Source organism: Massilia forsythiae (genome assembly GCF_012849555.1).
GTDB lineage: Bacteria > Pseudomonadota > Gammaproteobacteria > Burkholderiales > Burkholderiaceae_D > Telluria > Telluria forsythiae.
The window spans coordinates 4,316,808-4,331,664 of the sequence record NZ_CP051685.1 but is presented as its reverse complement, the minus strand read 5'-3'; the positions used below and the strand labels follow the sequence as shown (position 1 = coordinate 4,331,664).

The following is a 14,857-nucleotide window of genomic DNA, read 5'->3' as shown; positions in this document are numbered from 1 at the left end:
GCCTTTCTGCAAACAGGCAATTAATATTTCCTTTTAGAAATATGCTATATTGGTAGCGATCCTCCCGGCAATCCTGCGCCGCTCTCACGCTTCCAATACCATGACCACCCCCGTCCAACGCGCCCTGTCCAGAGGCGCCCTGTGGCTCGCCTGCGGCCTGGCCGCCGCCCCGACCGCCTTCGCCGCGGCGCCGGCCTGCTACAATTTTTCGCCCGTCAACCAGTACAACCTGCAGGTATCGGCCGGGTTCTGGAACCCGATCATCCGCTACGTGTCGGCCAGGAGCGGCGTGTGCCTGACCCTGAAGCTCGGACGCACCTCGGCCGACACCACCAGCTACATCCTGGCGCGCGAGGTCGACTTCGCCTTCACCAACCACTTGTTCAGCCCGGAGCGCGAAAAGATGGGGTGGACGGTGTTCGGACGCCGCAACGCGCCGCCGGTGCGCGGCCAGATCGTGGTGCCGGCCGATTCCCCGATCAAGGACATCAAGGACCTGGCCGGATCGGCGGTCGGCTTCCCGGGACCGGAGGCGCTGGTCGCCTACAAGGTCACCTACGCCCAGCTGCTGCGCCGCGGCGTGCCGGTCAGCGTGCTGTTCGCCGGCAACCACGACGCCGCGTTCACCCAGCTGTTCGCGGGCCGGGTCAAGGCGGTGGGCGCCAATTCGCAGCTGGTCGCCAGCTGGGGCGACCGCGAGGGCAAGTCCTTCCGCGTGCTGTGGAGTTCCGCGCCCTTCAACGACCTGGCCCTGATGGCCTCGCCGCGCGTGCCGGCCGAACAGGTGCACGCGGTGGCGCGCGCCTTCCTCGGCATGCACCTCGACCCCGAAGGCAGGCAGGTGCTGGCGGCCGCCGCGGAACTGGTGCATGCGGCCACGCCGCAATCCTTCGTCGCCGCCAGCGACGCCGATTACGCCAGCTACCGCACGTTCTATGCGGAAGCGCCGGCCAACCTGCGCTGACCCCGCCGAACCGACCATGACCACCGTCCCCGGCACGCCCGTGCGCGCGCTGCTGCGATCCTTCCTGCCGCGCTCCCTGATGGGGCGGGTGTTCGGCCTGTTCACGCTGACCATGCTGATCTTCCTCGGCACCGGCCTCGGCATGTTCTACCGCTACCAGTTCATCCAGCACATCGAGGAAACCCAGGACAACGCCCTGACCCTGGTCGAGGTGGCCGCCCAGACCATCGAGGACAGCGCGGTGATCGGCGACTACGACACCGTGCAGCGCACCCTCAACAAGATGCTGCTGCAGTCGCCCTTCAAGAGCGCCGAGTTCCTCGACGTGTCCGGCGGCGTGATCCGCCTGCGCGCGCCGCAGGTCACGCAGGGCCTGGCGCCGCAATGGCTGACCGGCCTGATCGCCGCCAAGCTGTACGACGTCAACCGGGTCGCCAACGTCGGCGGCAAGGACTACGGGGTGGTGCGCCTGTCCTTCGACGAGCGCAAGCTGGCCGCCCAGATGTGGGTGCTGCTGGTGGAAACCGCGCTGGTGACCGGCATCGTGTTCGCGCTCAGCCTGGTGGTGATGCGCACCCTGCTGCGGCGCTGGCTCGACAACCTGGGCGGCCTGCGCTCGTACGAGCACGACGTCGCCGCCGGCGTGGTCACGGCGGAGGCCGCCCTCAACGACGACGCCCCGATCGAGATCCAGGAAGCGATCCAGGCGGTCAACCGCAGCGCCGCCAGCATGCGCGTGCAGTTCGGCCAGCGCATCGATTCGCTGATGAATTCACTCATGCAGCACAAGAGCGCGATGGACCAGGCCGCGATCGTCTGCGAGCTCGACGCCGAGGGCCGCGTCGTCGAGGTCAACGAGCTGTTCGTCGCCAACAGCGGCTTCGCCCGCGCCGAGGTGGTGGGACGGCCGCTGGCCGAGGTCGGCCAGGCGGCCGGCATCGACGCCTGGCGGCCAAGCCGCCAGGTGTGGAACGGCGAAGTGGTGGTCGCGGGCCGCAACGGCGTGCGCCAGTGGCACCGCACCGTCGTGCCGATGTTCGACGCCGCCGGCGTGGTGGAGCGCTACATCTGCATCGACATCGACATTTCCGAGCGCAAGGAGTTCGAGCGCGCGATCGTGGAAAACGCCGCGCGCCAGACCCTGATCGCGGAATTCGGCCGCAAGGCGCTGGGCGCCGACGGCATCGAGGACTTGTTCGCCGACGCCGCCGACGTCGCCATGCGCGGCCTGGGCGCCTCCTGCGCCGCGACGTTCGAAGCGGGCGGCGCCAACGAGCAATACCACGTGACGCTGCGCGCCGGCGCCGGCCACTTGACGGCGGCGCAGGGATTCCGCCTGGCCTTCCCGGGCGGACCGTTGCAGCCGCAGCCCCAGGAAACCCCGTTGCGCCCGTGGCTGGCGCCGCTGGCCGACCTGCATGGACTGCACAGCGGCGTGGATGCCTGCATCATCTGCGCCGACAATCCGATCGGCTTCATCGGCGCCTACAGCGACGGGGCGCGCCGCTTCGGTGCCGACGACCTCAACTTCCTGCGCACCATCGCCAACATCCTGGCCACCGCGGTCGAGCGCCACGACGCCAAGAACCGCCTGACCTACCTGGCCCAGTACGATGCGCTGACCGACCTGCCCAACCGGCGCCACCTGGCGCTGTCGCTGGAGCAGGCGATCGGCGAGGCCGGGCGTCAGGGACACCGCGCCGGCGTGATGTTCATCGACCTGGACCGCTTCAAGAACGTCAACGACATGCTCGGCCACGGCGTCGGCGACCAGTTGCTGGTGCTGGCCGCCAAGCGCCTGCGCGCCTGCGCGCGCGACGGCGCGCTGGTGGCGCGCCTGGGCGGCGACGAATTCGCGCTGGTGCTGCCGCGCCTGGCCGGCAACGACGCCGCCGCGGCGCTGGCCGGCAGCGTGATCGAGGCGCTGGCCCAGCCGTTCTACCTGCAGGGCCAGCAACTTTTCGTCTCGGCCAGCGTCGGCATCGCCAGCTTCCCGGAAGACGGCGCCGATGCCGAGCTGCTGCTCAAGAGCGCCGACACGGCCATGTACGAAGCCAAGAACAACGGCCGCAACAACTACCAGTTCTACGCCGCCGCCATGCACGAAGGCGCGGCCCGCCGCCTGCAGCTGGAAGCGCAGCTGCGCCAGGCGCTGGAACGGCGCGAGTTCCTGCTGCACTACCAGCCCAAGCTCGACCTGGCCAGCGGCAGCGTCAGCGGCTTCGAGGCGCTGCTGCGCTGGCAGCACCCGCAGCGCGGCCTGGTGCCGCCGCTGGAATTCATCGCGATCCTGGAAGACACCGGCCTGATCACCGCGGTGGGCGAATGGGTGATCGGCGAAGTCTGCCGCCAGCTCAAGGAATGGGAAGCGCAGGGCCTGCCGCTGCCGCGGGTGGCGATCAACCTGTCGGCGCGCCAGCTGGAGCAGGACGACCTGGCCGGCACCATCGAGCGCATCGTCCACGCCGCCGGTGTGGCGCCGGCGCTGCTCGAATTCGAGCTGACCGAATCGATGCTGATGAGTAATCCGGAAGCCGCGGTCGAGATCCTGGAACGCATCAAGGCGCTCGGCATGCGCCTGTCGGTCGACGACTTCGGCACCGGCTATTCGAGCCTGGCCTACCTGAAGCGCTTCCCGCTGGACGCCCTCAAGATCGACCGCACCTTCGTGCGCGACCTGCCGCACGACAGTGACGACGCCGCCATCACCATGGCCGTGATCCGCCTGGCGCACAGCCTGAACCTGAAGGTGGTGGCCGAGGGCGTCGAGGACATCGCCCAGCTGCGCGAGCTGGAAAAGTACAACTGCAACGAAATCCAGGGCTATTACTTCAGCCGCCCGCTGCCGGCGGCGGCCTGCACCGCGCTGCTGCTGGGGGAGCAGCCGCTGGCGGCGTAGCAACGTCGTCCCCGCGCAGGCGCACTGCTGTCCAAGACAGTATTGCTGGCCTAAAAACCGTCGTTCCAGGCACTGCCTGAAACGACTCCCCGCGAAGGGTGAAGAATGCCACTGGCATTCTTCACCCCATGCTGAGCATCCACAGTTGTTATTTCTGAAATGTTCCAGTTGCCTCAATGGTAATAAATTCTGTTGCTCAGTATGGGTCCCCGCCTGCGCGGGGACGACGAGCTATGGGTTAAAGCAGAGATAACGCTTATCTTGGACAGCAGTGCACCTTCGCGGGGAGTCGTTTCAGGCAGTGCCTGGAACGACGCGCTCCTGGCGGAGAAGCACTTTTACATGAGCGAGCCTACTGCCAGCGTTCAAGCCACCGCCCGCAAGCGTCCCGCCTGCATCTGCGACGGCGCGTGGCGCGACGCCGCCGCCCGGCCGGCTTCCCACGCCGCCTTCACCGCGTATTCCGAGAAATCGTGGTCGCCGCCAGGCGCCGCCGGCGCCCCTTCGATCACCCGGATGTTTTTCAGCGCTCTGAGCCGCTGCAGCCAGTTCCAGGCCGCGCCGGCCGTGTTGTGCGGCTGGTCGGCGCGGTCCTGGCGCAGCATGCTGTCGGCCGGCAGCTCGCGCTCGAGGATTTCCAGCATCTGCGTGAACCCTTCCGGTCCGGCTTCGCCGCCGTATTCCGCCCAGAAGCGGTTTTCGTACTGCATCGCCAGCGCCCGGGTCTGCACGTCCATCAGGTTCTTCGGCAGCGGCAGGTTGCGCGTGGTGAACAGGTCGATGGTGAAGATCGGCAGGCCGTCGATCTCGTCCGGCCGCAGCATGTTCAGCAGCGCGTCGATCGGCGTGTTGCTGAACAGACCGCCGTCCCAGTAGGCTTGGTCGTCGATCACCACGGGCGGAAAGCCGGGCGGCAGCGCGCCGCTGGCCATCACGTGCGCCGGCGTCAAACGCTGCTGCATTGCCTGCAGGCTGCCGGAGTCGCGGTGGGCGTCCGGCGCCAGGTAGTTGGAAAACGTGGTCGGCCCGCCGCTCTGCAGGCTGGTGGCGGTCACCGCCAGGCGCATGTGCCCGCTGTCGTTCATCTGCTCGAAGTCCAGGTGCTTTTGCAGCGTGGCGACCATCGGCGCCGTGTCGCACAGGCTGTTCCAGCTCGCCATCTGCAGGTAATCCGTGCGCGAGCGCCAGAAGTTGGGATTTCCCATCAATGACAAATTGCCCTGCATGCTGGCCGGCCAGAACGGCAGCGTGCGCAGCGTGATCTCGTTCCAGATCGCATCCAGGCTGGCGACGATGTCGCCGCCTCTCGCGCCGGCGATGGCCGCCGCGTTCACCGCGCCGATCGAGACGCCGGTCACCGCCACCGGCTCCCAGCCCATCTCGACCAGCTTGGTCACCACCCCATACTCGTAGGCGCCCAGCGCGCCGCCCCCTTGCAGAATCAAGGCCATCTTGCTCATGCTGAATCCTCGCTTGTCCAATGGAAGAAATTGCAGATCTGCTCGTCATGAGCGGTGCCGGTGTCAACCGGACTGGACAACCTTAGCGGGATGAGTTTGCACGACATTGATCGAGATCAAACCAATGATGCGCCGCACCAAATGCGTCGGATGCGCTAGGATGGCGTCTTTCCCCCTTTGCCGCCGCATCCGCCACCATGCAAGACCACCAGCACCACGCCCCCGGCGCTTCCGTCCCCTCCGCGCGCGCCCTGCAGGTCGCCGCCCGCGTCGACGCCATCGAACCCTTCCGCGTCATGGAAATGGTCAAGGCCGCCGCTGCCATGACCCGCTCCGGCATCGACGTCATCAGCATGAGCGTCGGCGAACCCGATTTCACGGCGCCCGACATCGTGGCCGCCGCGGCGATGGCGGCGATTCAAAAAGGCAGCACCCAGTACACGGAGTCGCTCGGCCTGCCGGCCCTGCGCGACGCCATTTCCGGGCATTACGCCGCGGCCCACGGCCTGGACATCGACCCGCGCCGCATCGTGATCACCGCCGGCGCCTCGGCCGGGCTGCTGCTGGCCTGCGCCGCGCTGGTGGCCGAGGGCGACGAAGTCCTGATGCCGGACCCGTGCTATCCGTGCAACCGCCACTTCGTCAGCGCCTTCGGCGGCAAGCCGGTGCTGCTGCCGTCCGGCCCGGCCGAGCGCTACCAGCTGACCGCCGCCCAGGTCGCGTCGCACTGGAGCGCGCACACGCGCGGCGTGATCGTGGCTTCGCCGTCGAATCCGACCGGCACGTCGATGACGGCGCTGCAGACCGCCGACCTGCTGGCCGCGGTGCACGCACGCGGCGGCTTCGCCGTGGTCGACGAGATCTACCAGGGCCTGTCGTACGGCGACGCGATCGGAAGCGACCTGGGCACGCGCCCGACCAGCGCGCTGGCGCTGTCGAACGACGTCATCACCGTCAACAGCTTCTCGAAATACTTCGGCATGACCGGCTGGCGCCTGGGCTGGCTGGTGGTGCCGGACGCGCTGGTGCCGGTCATCGAAAAGCTGGCGCAGAACCTGTTCATCTGCGCGCCGACCATCGCCCAGCATGCGGCGCTGGCCTGCTTCGCCCCGGAAGCGATCGCCATCTACGAGGAACGACGGCGCGAATTCCAGCGCCGCCGCGACTTCCTGGTGCCGGCGCTGCGCGCGCTCGGCTTCCAGGTGCCGGTGCTGCCGGACGGCGCGTTCTACGTGTATGCCGACATCGGCGCCTTGGACCACCCGCTGGCGGGCGACAGCACGGCCTTCGGCATGGCGGCGCTGCAGGAGGCGCACGTGGCGATCGTGCCGGGCGACGACTTCGGCTTCGCCGCGCCCGCGCGCCACGTGCGTTTTTCGTATGCGGCCAAGTACGAACGCATCGAGCAGGCGGTGGCGCGCCTGCGGACGATGCTGCAGGGCTGACGCCGGCCGGGCCTCAGGCCTGGGTCTGCTGGAACTGCTGGCGCTGCATGGCGACGTCCTGCATGTAGCCTTCGAAGTCGGCGGCGCTCTCGATGCGCCGCACGACTTGCCCGTTGCTGTCTTCCACCGTGAAGGCGCCGCCGCGTTCCAGCACGGCGGCGACGGTGGCGCGCACGTTCTCGAGCGAGATGTCGCTGCCGGTCGTCGCCAGTGCGGTCCAGGTGTCCTCGGCGATGGACACGTCGTGTTCGAGGAAGTGAAGGCTGAAGTTCATCGCGGTTCTTTCCGAAAAAGTGGTCTTGCGACCACCATAGCAGACGCGTGCTTCAGGCGGCGCGCGCCGGCAGCGCCGCGATCAGCGCGCGCAGCTCGGCCACGCCGGCCGGCTTGACCAGGTAGCGGTCGAAGCCGGCCGCCAGGCCGCGCGCACGGTCGTCGTCCTGGCCGTAGCCGGACAGCGCGATCGCGAACGGCACCGCGCCGGCGGGCGCGGCGCGCACCGTGCGCATGAGTTCCAGGCCATCCATGCCGGGCAGGCCGATGTCGCACACGATCACGTCCCACGGCCGTTCCATGAAAGCGGCCAGGCCGGCCTTGCCGTCGTGTACGCAGCGTACCCAATGGCCCTCGGCGCTCAGGACGCCGGCCAGCATCGCGCAGGCGTCGACGTTGTCCTCGACCACCAGGATGTCGAGGGAGCGGCCGGCAGCCGTGGCGGCGGCGCCGAGCGCCGGCGCCGCCGGCCGGGCCAGGCGCGACAGCGGCAGGCACACCGTGAAGCGGCTGCCGCTGCCGAGGCCGTCGCTGTCGGCGCGCACCGTGGCGCCGTGCATCGCCAGCAGGTTGCGCACCACGTTCAGGCCGACGCCCAGCCCGCCCTCGGAGCGCGCCAGCGAGCGCGGCCCCTGGGTGAACAGATCGAATATGTGCGGCAGCACGTCGGGCGCCATGCCGATGCCGTCGTCCTCGACCACCAGCAGCGTTTCGCCGTCCCCGGCCGCAACGCGCACGCGCAGCGTGCCGCCGTCCTGGGTGTACTTGGAGGCGTTCGCCAGCAGATTGGTGAAGACCTGGGTCAGGCGCACGCGGTCGCCGTCGACCGTGATGGCCTCGTGCGGCAGGTCGACGTGCAGGTGCTGGTGGCGCTCGTCGATGCGCGGCTGCATGGTCTCGGCCGCATGCGACACCAGTTCCGCCAGCGGCAGCGGTTCCAGCGCAAGGGTGATCTTGCCGCTGCTGATGCGCGCCGCGTCCAGCAGGTCGTCCAGCAGGCGCGCCATGTGATCCACCTGGCGTCCGATCACCCGCGTCAGGTTGACCACCTGGACGCTGGCGCTGGGCACGTTGCCCAGCAGCGAAGCGGCCATGCTGATCGGCGACAGCGGGTTGCGCAGCTCGTGCGCCAGCATCGCCAGGAATTCGTTCTGGCGCTGGTTGACGGCCTCGGCGTCGTCGCGCAGGTTCTCGGCATTGAAGGTCGCCAGTATCAGGTGCTCGTTGGCCTCCCGCAATTGCGCCAGGCTGGCGTCGTTTTCCAGCTTTTCGTCGTCCTGGCGGCGGGCCGTTGCCCGTGCACGCACGAGCTCGTCCTCGAGCATGCGGACGCGAAGGCGCAAGGCAGCGTTCTCGCGATCCCTCTCCAATGCAAATTCCTGCTGACTATCCATGATCTTGCGTTCAATCCTCCAGCTGCGCCTGCGGGCGCGGCTTGGGCCATCCGGTGAGCACCCCGTCGTAGCGGATCATGCCCTCGTCGATCTGGATGCCGTGCGTGTCGATGCGGTAGCGCCGCAATTCGGTGCTGTGGGCGCTGCTGCGTACCTTCACCACCGCCATGAACTTGCCGAGGTCGCCGTCGACCTCGGCGAAACGCATGACCAGCACCGCGTCGGCCAGGAAGCACAGGTCGTCGATCGAGAACTGCAGCCCCGGCTGGCCATCCTCGATGCCCGACATGACCATCGTGGTGATGCCGCGCGCGGCCAGCATCGACAGGGTGCGGAACACCGACAGGCGCAGGTCCTTGCTGAATTCCGGTGCCAGGTACAGGCCGATCTCGGACAGGGAATCGATCACCACCCGGGTGGCGCCGGTGCGTTCGATGTTCTGGACCAGTTCGTCCAGGAATTCCTCGATCGACAAGGACAGCGACACCGGGTCCATGATGGTGATCTTGCCGTCCTCGACCAAGTCGTTGAGCGTGGCATTGTGCAGGCGCGCCGTGTGCTTTTCGAAATACACGGCCACGCCATGCTCGCCGGCCGCCGCGCCCGCTTTCAGGAATTGCACGCCGAGCACCGTCTTGCCGATGCCGGTGGGGCCGGTCACCAGCACCGTGTGCCCTTGCGGCAGGCCGCCGTGCAGCAAGCCGTCCAGCCCGGCCACGCCGGTGGAGACGCGGCGCGGGTCGCGGTCGTGGCCCAGGTAGGCGTCCGGCATGGTGACCAGCTGGCGCGGATACACGCGGATGCCGTCGTCGGTGATGCGCATGGTGTGCGAGCCGACCATGTGCGGCTGGCCGCGCATTTTAATGACGCGCATCTTGCGCACCACGGTCTCCTGGTACTCGTTGTGCGTCAGTGCCACGATGCCGTCGGCCACCGTGATGATCGGGTGCGCTTCCGAATCGTTCTGGCTGTACTCGCCGATCAGGAAGGTGGTGGCTTGCCAGGTCGCCATGCGCGAACCCAGCTCCTGGATGAAGTTCTGCACGTCCCACAAGCCCTCGTTGCCGCTGCGCCTGGTCTGCACCACGGAGCGGAAGGAATCGACGAACACCAGGCTGGGAACGAAATCCTCGACTTCCTGCATGATGCGCTCCAGCACACCGCTGAAGTCGCCTGCGCGCAGGTCGTCGGCCAGGTTGACGTAGCGGATGCTGGTGCCGACCTTGTCCATGTCGAAGAAGGAGAATTGCTGCTGGTAGCGCAGCATCTTCAGCGGCGGCTCGCCCAGCACGGTGAAGAACAGCGCACGCCGCTCGGGCGTGGCGAGCGCGAACATGATCTGGTGCGCCAGCGTGGTCTTGCCGCTGCCGGGGGCGCCGGCGATCAGCGTGAACGAAAACTCGCTCAGGCCGCCTCCAAGGAGAATGTCGAGTCCCGGCACGCCGGTGCTCAACTTTCCCAATGCCACTCTGTCGCTCATTCCTTGTGCTCCTGTTGATTCTGTTGCAACACGCTGCCGGGACGGGTCTGGGTCCGGGGGTCGGCCACGGTATTCGCCAGCAACCGCGCTGTCAGGCCAGGGCCGATCAGGGCGCTGAGCTGGCGAGTAAAAATAGTCATCAATTCATCGTTCACCACCCCGGCCACGGCGGCATCCACCGTGGCCAGGTCGCGTTCGAGCGCATCCAGCAGCAGCGCCCCGGTCTTGCGCGCCGAGTCGCTGCTGAGCCAGGCGTGGGCCGGCGCCAGCAGGCGCAGGCTGCGTCCGAACAGGGCGACGAAGCCGGTTTCGCCGATCAGCGGCACCAGTTGGCGGCGCAGGTCCAGCCATGGCCGGACCAGCGGCGCGCCGTGCTGCGGACGTGTCCCGTCCGGGACGCCGCCGGCGCGTGCAGGCGGCGCAGTGTAATCGTCTTTGTCCATTCAGGAGTTTGGAAAGCGGGTTCTTGTACGCGCGGTCCTGTACTGCCGCGCTTATCGGCGAATTATACCTTGCCAATGGGACGGTTGCGACTTTGGAATTGTTGAAATTGTTGAAATTGTTGAAATCGCGCGCGCGCCGCGGCCGCGGCCGCATCGGCCTGGCGGCCACGGCCGCGCGGGTGCTACCATCGCAGGCTTGTGCCACTCCTGCGCTGCCGCCCATGTCCTTCGATCCGAATCCGCAACCGTTCGTCCTGCGCGCCCTGGCGCGCGCCCTCCTGGCCGGCCTGGCCTGTGCCAGCCTGGCTTGCAGCGCAGCCCCTGCGGCCGCTTCCAAGGCGCCGGCTCCACCGGCCGTCACCGAGGCGCCGCTGCGCGCCCACCTGGCCTTCCTGGCCGACGACCTGCTGGAAGGCCGCGGCACCGGCCAGCGCGGCGGCGACCTCGCGGTGCGCTACCTGGAAACGCAAGCCGCCGCGCTCGGCCTGCAGCCGGCGGCGAATGGCGGCTATCGCCAAAAGGTCGAGATGGTCGGCCAGAAGACCCTGCCGGCCAGCACCCTGCGCTTCGAGGCCGGCGGCCGCGAACTGGCGGTGCGCTTCGGCCAGGAAGCCGTGTTCGGTAACGCCAGCGGGCGCACCGCCACCCGCATCGACGCGCCGCTGCTGTTCGTCGGCTACGGCATCGACGCACCAAGCGAGCGCTGGAACGACTTCCAGGACGTCGACGTGAAAGGCAAGCTGCTGGTGGCGATGGTCAACGATCCGCAGCCTACCGCCGCCGAACCGGAACGCTTCGGCGGCAAGTCGCTGACCTGGCACGGCCGCTGGACCTATAAATTCGAGGAAGCGCTGCGCCAGGGCGCGGCCGGCATCCTCTTGATCCACACCACCGAATCGGCCTCGTATCCGTGGAGCGTGCCGGTCAACAGCTTCTCGCACGAGCAGTTCCACCTGGCCGGCGCGGGCAACGCGCTGCAGGGCTGGATCAGCGAAGACTTCGCGCGCACCCTGTTCGCCGCCGCCGGCCAGGACCTGGACCGCCTGCGCGCCCAGGCCGAGGTGCGCGGCCTCCGCCCGGTCGACCTCAGGGCGGCGGCGCACGCCGACGTGAAAAGCGCGGTGCGCAACGTGGTGCAGTACAACGTGGCCGGCATCGTGCCGGGCAGCGACCCCAGGCTGCGCGAAGAAGCGGTGATCTATTCGGCGCACTGGGACCACCTCGGCATCGACGCCGACAACGGCAAGCCCGACCACATCTGGAACGGCGCCATCGACAACGCTTCCGGCAGCGCCGCGCTGCTGGCGATGGCGCAGGCGGCGGTGGCGCATCCGGCCAAACGCACCCAGATCTTCCTGTGGCCGTGCGCCGAGGAGCAGGGTTTATTGGGCAGCCTGGCCTACGTGCGCGCACCGCTGTGGCCGCTGGCAAAAACCGCCGCCGACCTCAACCTGGACAGCATGAACTTCGTCGGCCGCACGCGCGACATCGGCGTCGCCGGCGCCGAACGCAGCTCGCTGCTGGAGACCTCGGCCGCGGTGGCGAAGTCGATGGGCCTGGCGCTGGCGGCGCCGACGCCGGACCTGGGCGGCGCCTACTTCCGCGCCGATCATTTCAGTTTTGCCAAGGCGGGCGTACCGGCCTTCAACGTCGGTTCGGCGGTGTTCTCGGGCGACGGCAAGTTCGACTTCGAGCACGACCACGCGCATGCCGGCGGCCATGGCAGCGCCGATCGCATGCGCGCCTTCACCAAGGATTACCACCAGGTGAGCGACCAGTACGACCCGGCCTGGGACCTGTCCGGCATGGTGCAGCAGGCGCAGTTCACGCTCAACCTGGGCTACGCGGTGGCGAATGCGCCGGCGATGCCAAGCTGGAAGGCGGGACAGGCGTACGGCGCGGTCAAACGCTGACCCGTCGTTCCCGGCATTGCCGGAAACGACTTCCTGCGCAGGCGCATTGCTGCCTAAGATAGTATTGCTGGCTTAAAAACCGTCGTTCCAGGCATTGCCTGAAACGACTCCCCGCGAAGGCGGGGACCCATGCTCGGTAACGATCGTCGATCATGTGAAGTAGCTCGATCACTTCACAATGCGCGATTCCAGACGTTCAGCATGGGTTCCCGCCAAGGGGGCCGCCAAGGCCGGGAACGACGCTTTTGCTATCAAAATGAATACATGATTCCATGAAGCGCATTCTGCTAAACACTGCCGTCTCGATCTCACTCCTGAGCACGCTGGCTCCTGCCATCTCAGCCTTCGCCGCCACGACCACCGCAGCCGAGTCCCCCGCCGACACCCGCTTCAAAACGATCTACGAGCAGGAATGGCAATGGCGCCTCGCCCAGCGCCTGGCCTGGGACGACGACAATCCGCGCGCCGCCGACGGCGAACTGGCGCGCGTCGATGCCGGCACCCAGCAGGCGCGCCTGGCCTACTGGCAAGACGTGCTGGCGCGCCTGGACGCGATCCGCCCGGACGCGCTGTCGGCGCCGCAGCGCCTCAACTACGCGGTCTACCGCGCCCAGATCGCCGCCCTGGCCGAGGCCCAGCGCTACCGCGAATACGAGCAGCCGGTAAATGCCGACAGCGCGTTCTGGTCCGACATCATGTACATCGCCCGGCGCCCGCTGAAGGACGAGAACGAATACCGCACCTACCTGCGCCAGCTGGCCGACCTGCCGCGCTACTTCGGCGAAGAGCTGGCCAACATGCGCGCCGGCCTGGCGCGCGGCTTCACCCCGCCGCAAGTCACCCTGACGGGACGCGAGGCGCCGCTGGTGGCGGTCGCCGAAGCCAGGACGCCGCAAGACACGGTTTACTGGACGCCGTTCAAGGCGATGCCGCCCACCATCCCGGCGGCGCGCCAGGACGCGCTGCGCGCCGAAGCCGCGCGACTGATCGCCGGCGCGGTGCAGCCGGCCTACGCGGCGGCGCTGACGTTCGTACGCGACGAGTACTTCCCGCACGCGCGCACCGCGCTGGCGGCCGAGCGCCTGCCCGACGGCAAGGCCTATTACCAGTCGAAGATCGTCGAGTACACCACCACGACCATGAGCGCCGACCGGATCCACGCGATCGGCCTGGCGGAAATGGCCAAGATCCGCGCCGAGATGACGCAGACCATGGCGCAGGCCGGCTTCCAGGGCGAGCTACCGGCCTTCCTGACCTTCCTGCGCAGCGACCCGCGGTTCTATGCCAGGACGCCGGACGAACTGCTCATGCGCGCCGCCTGGATCGCCAAGAAATTCGACGGCAAGGCCGACCAGTACTTCGGCTACCTGCCGCGCAAGCGCTTCGCCATCGTCCCGGTGCCGCCCGACCAGGCGCCCTACTACACCTCGGCGCGCGGCGGTCCCGGCATCTACCTGGTCAACACCTATAACCTGCCGGCGCGCGCGCTGTACAGCCTGCCGGCGCTGACGCTGCACGAATCGGCGCCCGGCCACGCCTTCCAGATGCCGGTGGCGCTGGAACAGAAAGGGGTGCCGCCGTTCCGCCGCGCCTACATCTCGGCCTACGGCGAAGGCTGGGCGCTGTACTGCGAGCGCCTGGGCAGCGAGATGGGCATCTACGAGACGCCCTACGAAACCTTCGGCATGCTCAGTTACCAGGCCTGGCGCGCGGCGCGCCTGGTGGTCGACACCGGCATCCACGCCAAGGGCTGGACGCGCGCGCAGGCGCAGGCCTACCTGCACGACAACACCGCGCTGTCCGACCACGAGATCGAGACCGAGGTCGACCGCTACATCTCGTGGCCGGGCCAGGCGCTGTCCTATTACCTGGGCCAGATGGCGATCATGGAAGCGCGGAAGAAGGCGGAAACCGCGCTCGGCGCGCGCTTCGACATCCGCGCCTTCCACGACACCGTGCTGCAGATAGGCGCGGTGCCGCTGCCGGTGCTGGCGGCGCGCATCGATGCCTTCATTGCCGCGGGTGGCACATCGCCGTATCCGCCATCGAAATAGCGTGGACGATCCGCCGCCTTGAAGCCGCGACTGCACCTAGCGCGCGACGCCGGTCCGCAATTGCTTGCAGAATCGGTGTCGCCGCCATGTGTCGGCCAACGTTGAGGAGGAAATCATGAGCAGGACACCGAACGACGACCGTAGTGATAGCTTGAATCCGAACAGCGACGCACACAGTGCCAGCCAGGACAACCGCTCGGATCAACTGAACCCGAATAACGAACGCTATCAGGGAAGCGACAAGTCCGACGAAGAAGATAAAAGCGACTGAGCACACTGCGGGGCGCCCCTCGTCCCGCTCAGGCTTCGACAATCCCGCTGGCCTGCTATGGCGTTGCACGCCGTTTCGGTCGGTTACGGTAACCGCAGCGCCATCGCGCTTCCAGCAAATCAAGTAGCGCAGTCGTTTGTATGCGGGACTTACAAATCTCGATCCTGTTTCAACCGGTGGGGCGAAAATTTCGCCAATGATCACGACAGGTCGGGAAAGACCCTAAGCGGCCGCTCGAATAGAGCGGAACTACATGACACC

Annotated in this window: 11 protein-coding genes; 6 read left to right on the top strand and 5 right to left on the bottom strand. The window is 67.8% G+C overall.

All coding sequences use genetic code 11. The features are described 5' to 3' along the window. The first annotated feature begins 100 nt into the window (after positions 1–100). Both HH212_RS18365 and HH212_RS18360 read left to right on the top strand, forming a co-directional pair. Positions 101–964 carry a phosphate/phosphite/phosphonate ABC transporter substrate-binding protein gene (locus HH212_RS18365; protein WP_170203785.1) on the top strand — a complete coding sequence of 288 codons (864 nt, stop codon included), beginning with the start codon at positions 101–103 and terminating at the stop codon, positions 962–964. A gap of 16 nt (positions 965–980) precedes the next feature. After that, a complete protein-coding gene (locus tag HH212_RS18360; protein ID WP_170203784.1) occupies positions 981–3,863 on the top strand; it encodes an EAL domain-containing protein in 2,883 nt (960 codons plus the stop codon). 365 nt (positions 3,864–4,228) lie between these two features. Here HH212_RS18360 and HH212_RS18355 read toward each other — a convergent pair whose 3' ends face one another. Next, positions 4,229–5,323, bottom strand: a complete 1,095-nt coding sequence (locus HH212_RS18355; protein WP_170203783.1) for a patatin-like phospholipase family protein — start codon at positions 5,321–5,323, stop codon at positions 4,229–4,231. 197 nt (positions 5,324–5,520) lie between these two features. Here HH212_RS18355 and HH212_RS18350 point away from each other — a divergent pair, with 197 nt between their 5' ends. Continuing rightward, positions 5,521–6,768, top strand: a complete 1,248-nt coding sequence (locus HH212_RS18350; protein WP_170203782.1) for a pyridoxal phosphate-dependent aminotransferase — start codon at positions 5,521–5,523, stop codon at positions 6,766–6,768. Positions 6,769–6,781: 13 nt separating this feature from the next. Here HH212_RS18350 and HH212_RS18345 read toward each other — a convergent pair whose 3' ends face one another. The 4 genes from HH212_RS18345 to HH212_RS18330 all read right to left on the bottom strand — a co-directional run bounded on the left by HH212_RS18345 (position 6,782) and on the right by HH212_RS18330 (position 10,358). Beyond that, positions 6,782–7,042, bottom strand: a complete 261-nt coding sequence (locus HH212_RS18345) for a hypothetical protein (protein WP_170203781.1) — start codon at positions 7,040–7,042, stop codon at positions 6,782–6,784. A 52-nt stretch (positions 7,043–7,094) separates the two neighbouring features. Further along, on the bottom strand, positions 7,095–8,348 hold the full coding sequence (locus HH212_RS18340; protein ID WP_229217341.1) for a hybrid sensor histidine kinase/response regulator: 1,254 nt from the start codon (positions 8,346–8,348) through the stop codon (positions 7,095–7,097). Between the two features lie 97 nt (positions 8,349–8,445). After that, a complete protein-coding gene (locus HH212_RS18335; RefSeq protein WP_170203779.1) occupies positions 8,446–9,915 on the bottom strand; it encodes an ATPase domain-containing protein in 1,470 nt (489 codons plus the stop codon). Continuing rightward, entirely contained in the window at positions 9,912–10,358 is a 447-nt protein-coding gene (locus tag HH212_RS18330) for a hypothetical protein (protein ID WP_170203778.1), read from the bottom strand. Before HH212_RS18330 ends, HH212_RS18335 begins: the two co-directional genes overlap by 4 nt. 254 nt (positions 10,359–10,612) lie before the next feature. On the opposite strand from HH212_RS18330, the gene HH212_RS18325 reads away from it, so the two are divergent. The 3 genes from HH212_RS18325 to HH212_RS18315 all read left to right on the top strand — a co-directional run bounded on the left by HH212_RS18325 (position 10,613) and on the right by HH212_RS18315 (position 14,596). Continuing rightward, a complete protein-coding gene (locus tag HH212_RS18325; protein WP_370663940.1) occupies positions 10,613–12,271 on the top strand; it encodes a M28 family peptidase in 1,659 nt (552 codons plus the stop codon). Positions 12,272–12,543: 272 nt separating this feature from the next. Next, positions 12,544–14,325: a DUF885 domain-containing protein gene (locus tag HH212_RS18320; RefSeq protein ID WP_170203777.1), complete on the top strand. Its 1,782-nt coding sequence runs from the start codon at positions 12,544–12,546 to the stop codon at positions 14,323–14,325. Positions 14,326–14,440: 115 nt separating this feature from the next. Continuing rightward, entirely contained in the window at positions 14,441–14,596 is a 156-nt protein-coding gene (locus HH212_RS18315; RefSeq protein ID WP_170203776.1) for a hypothetical protein, read from the top strand. The last annotated feature ends 261 nt before the right edge of the window (positions 14,597–14,857 follow it).

What these genes read in the sequence shown, in the direction of transcription:
- HH212_RS18365 (WP_170203785.1), top strand. Translation starts at nt 101, where the DNA reads ATGACCACCCCCGTCCAACGCGCCCTGTCCAGAGGCGCCCTGTGGCTC.
- HH212_RS18360 (WP_170203784.1), top strand. Translation starts at nt 981, where the DNA reads ATGACCACCGTCCCCGGCACGCCCGTGCGCGCGCTGCTGCGATCCTTC.
- HH212_RS18355 (WP_170203783.1), bottom strand. Translation starts at nt 5,323, where the DNA reads ATGAGCAAGATGGCCTTGATTCTGCAAGGGGGCGGCGCGCTGGGCGCC.
- HH212_RS18350 (WP_170203782.1), top strand. Translation starts at nt 5,521, where the DNA reads ATGCAAGACCACCAGCACCACGCCCCCGGCGCTTCCGTCCCCTCCGCG.
- HH212_RS18345 (WP_170203781.1), bottom strand. Translation starts at nt 7,042, where the DNA reads ATGAACTTCAGCCTTCACTTCCTCGAACACGACGTGTCCATCGCCGAG.
- HH212_RS18335 (WP_170203779.1), bottom strand. Translation starts at nt 9,915, where the DNA reads ATGAGCGACAGAGTGGCATTGGGAAAGTTGAGCACCGGCGTGCCGGGA.
- HH212_RS18330 (WP_170203778.1), bottom strand. Translation starts at nt 10,358, where the DNA reads ATGGACAAAGACGATTACACTGCGCCGCCTGCACGCGCCGGCGGCGTC.
- HH212_RS18320 (WP_170203777.1), top strand. Translation starts at nt 12,544, where the DNA reads ATGAAGCGCATTCTGCTAAACACTGCCGTCTCGATCTCACTCCTGAGC.
- HH212_RS18315 (WP_170203776.1), top strand. Translation starts at nt 14,441, where the DNA reads ATGAGCAGGACACCGAACGACGACCGTAGTGATAGCTTGAATCCGAAC.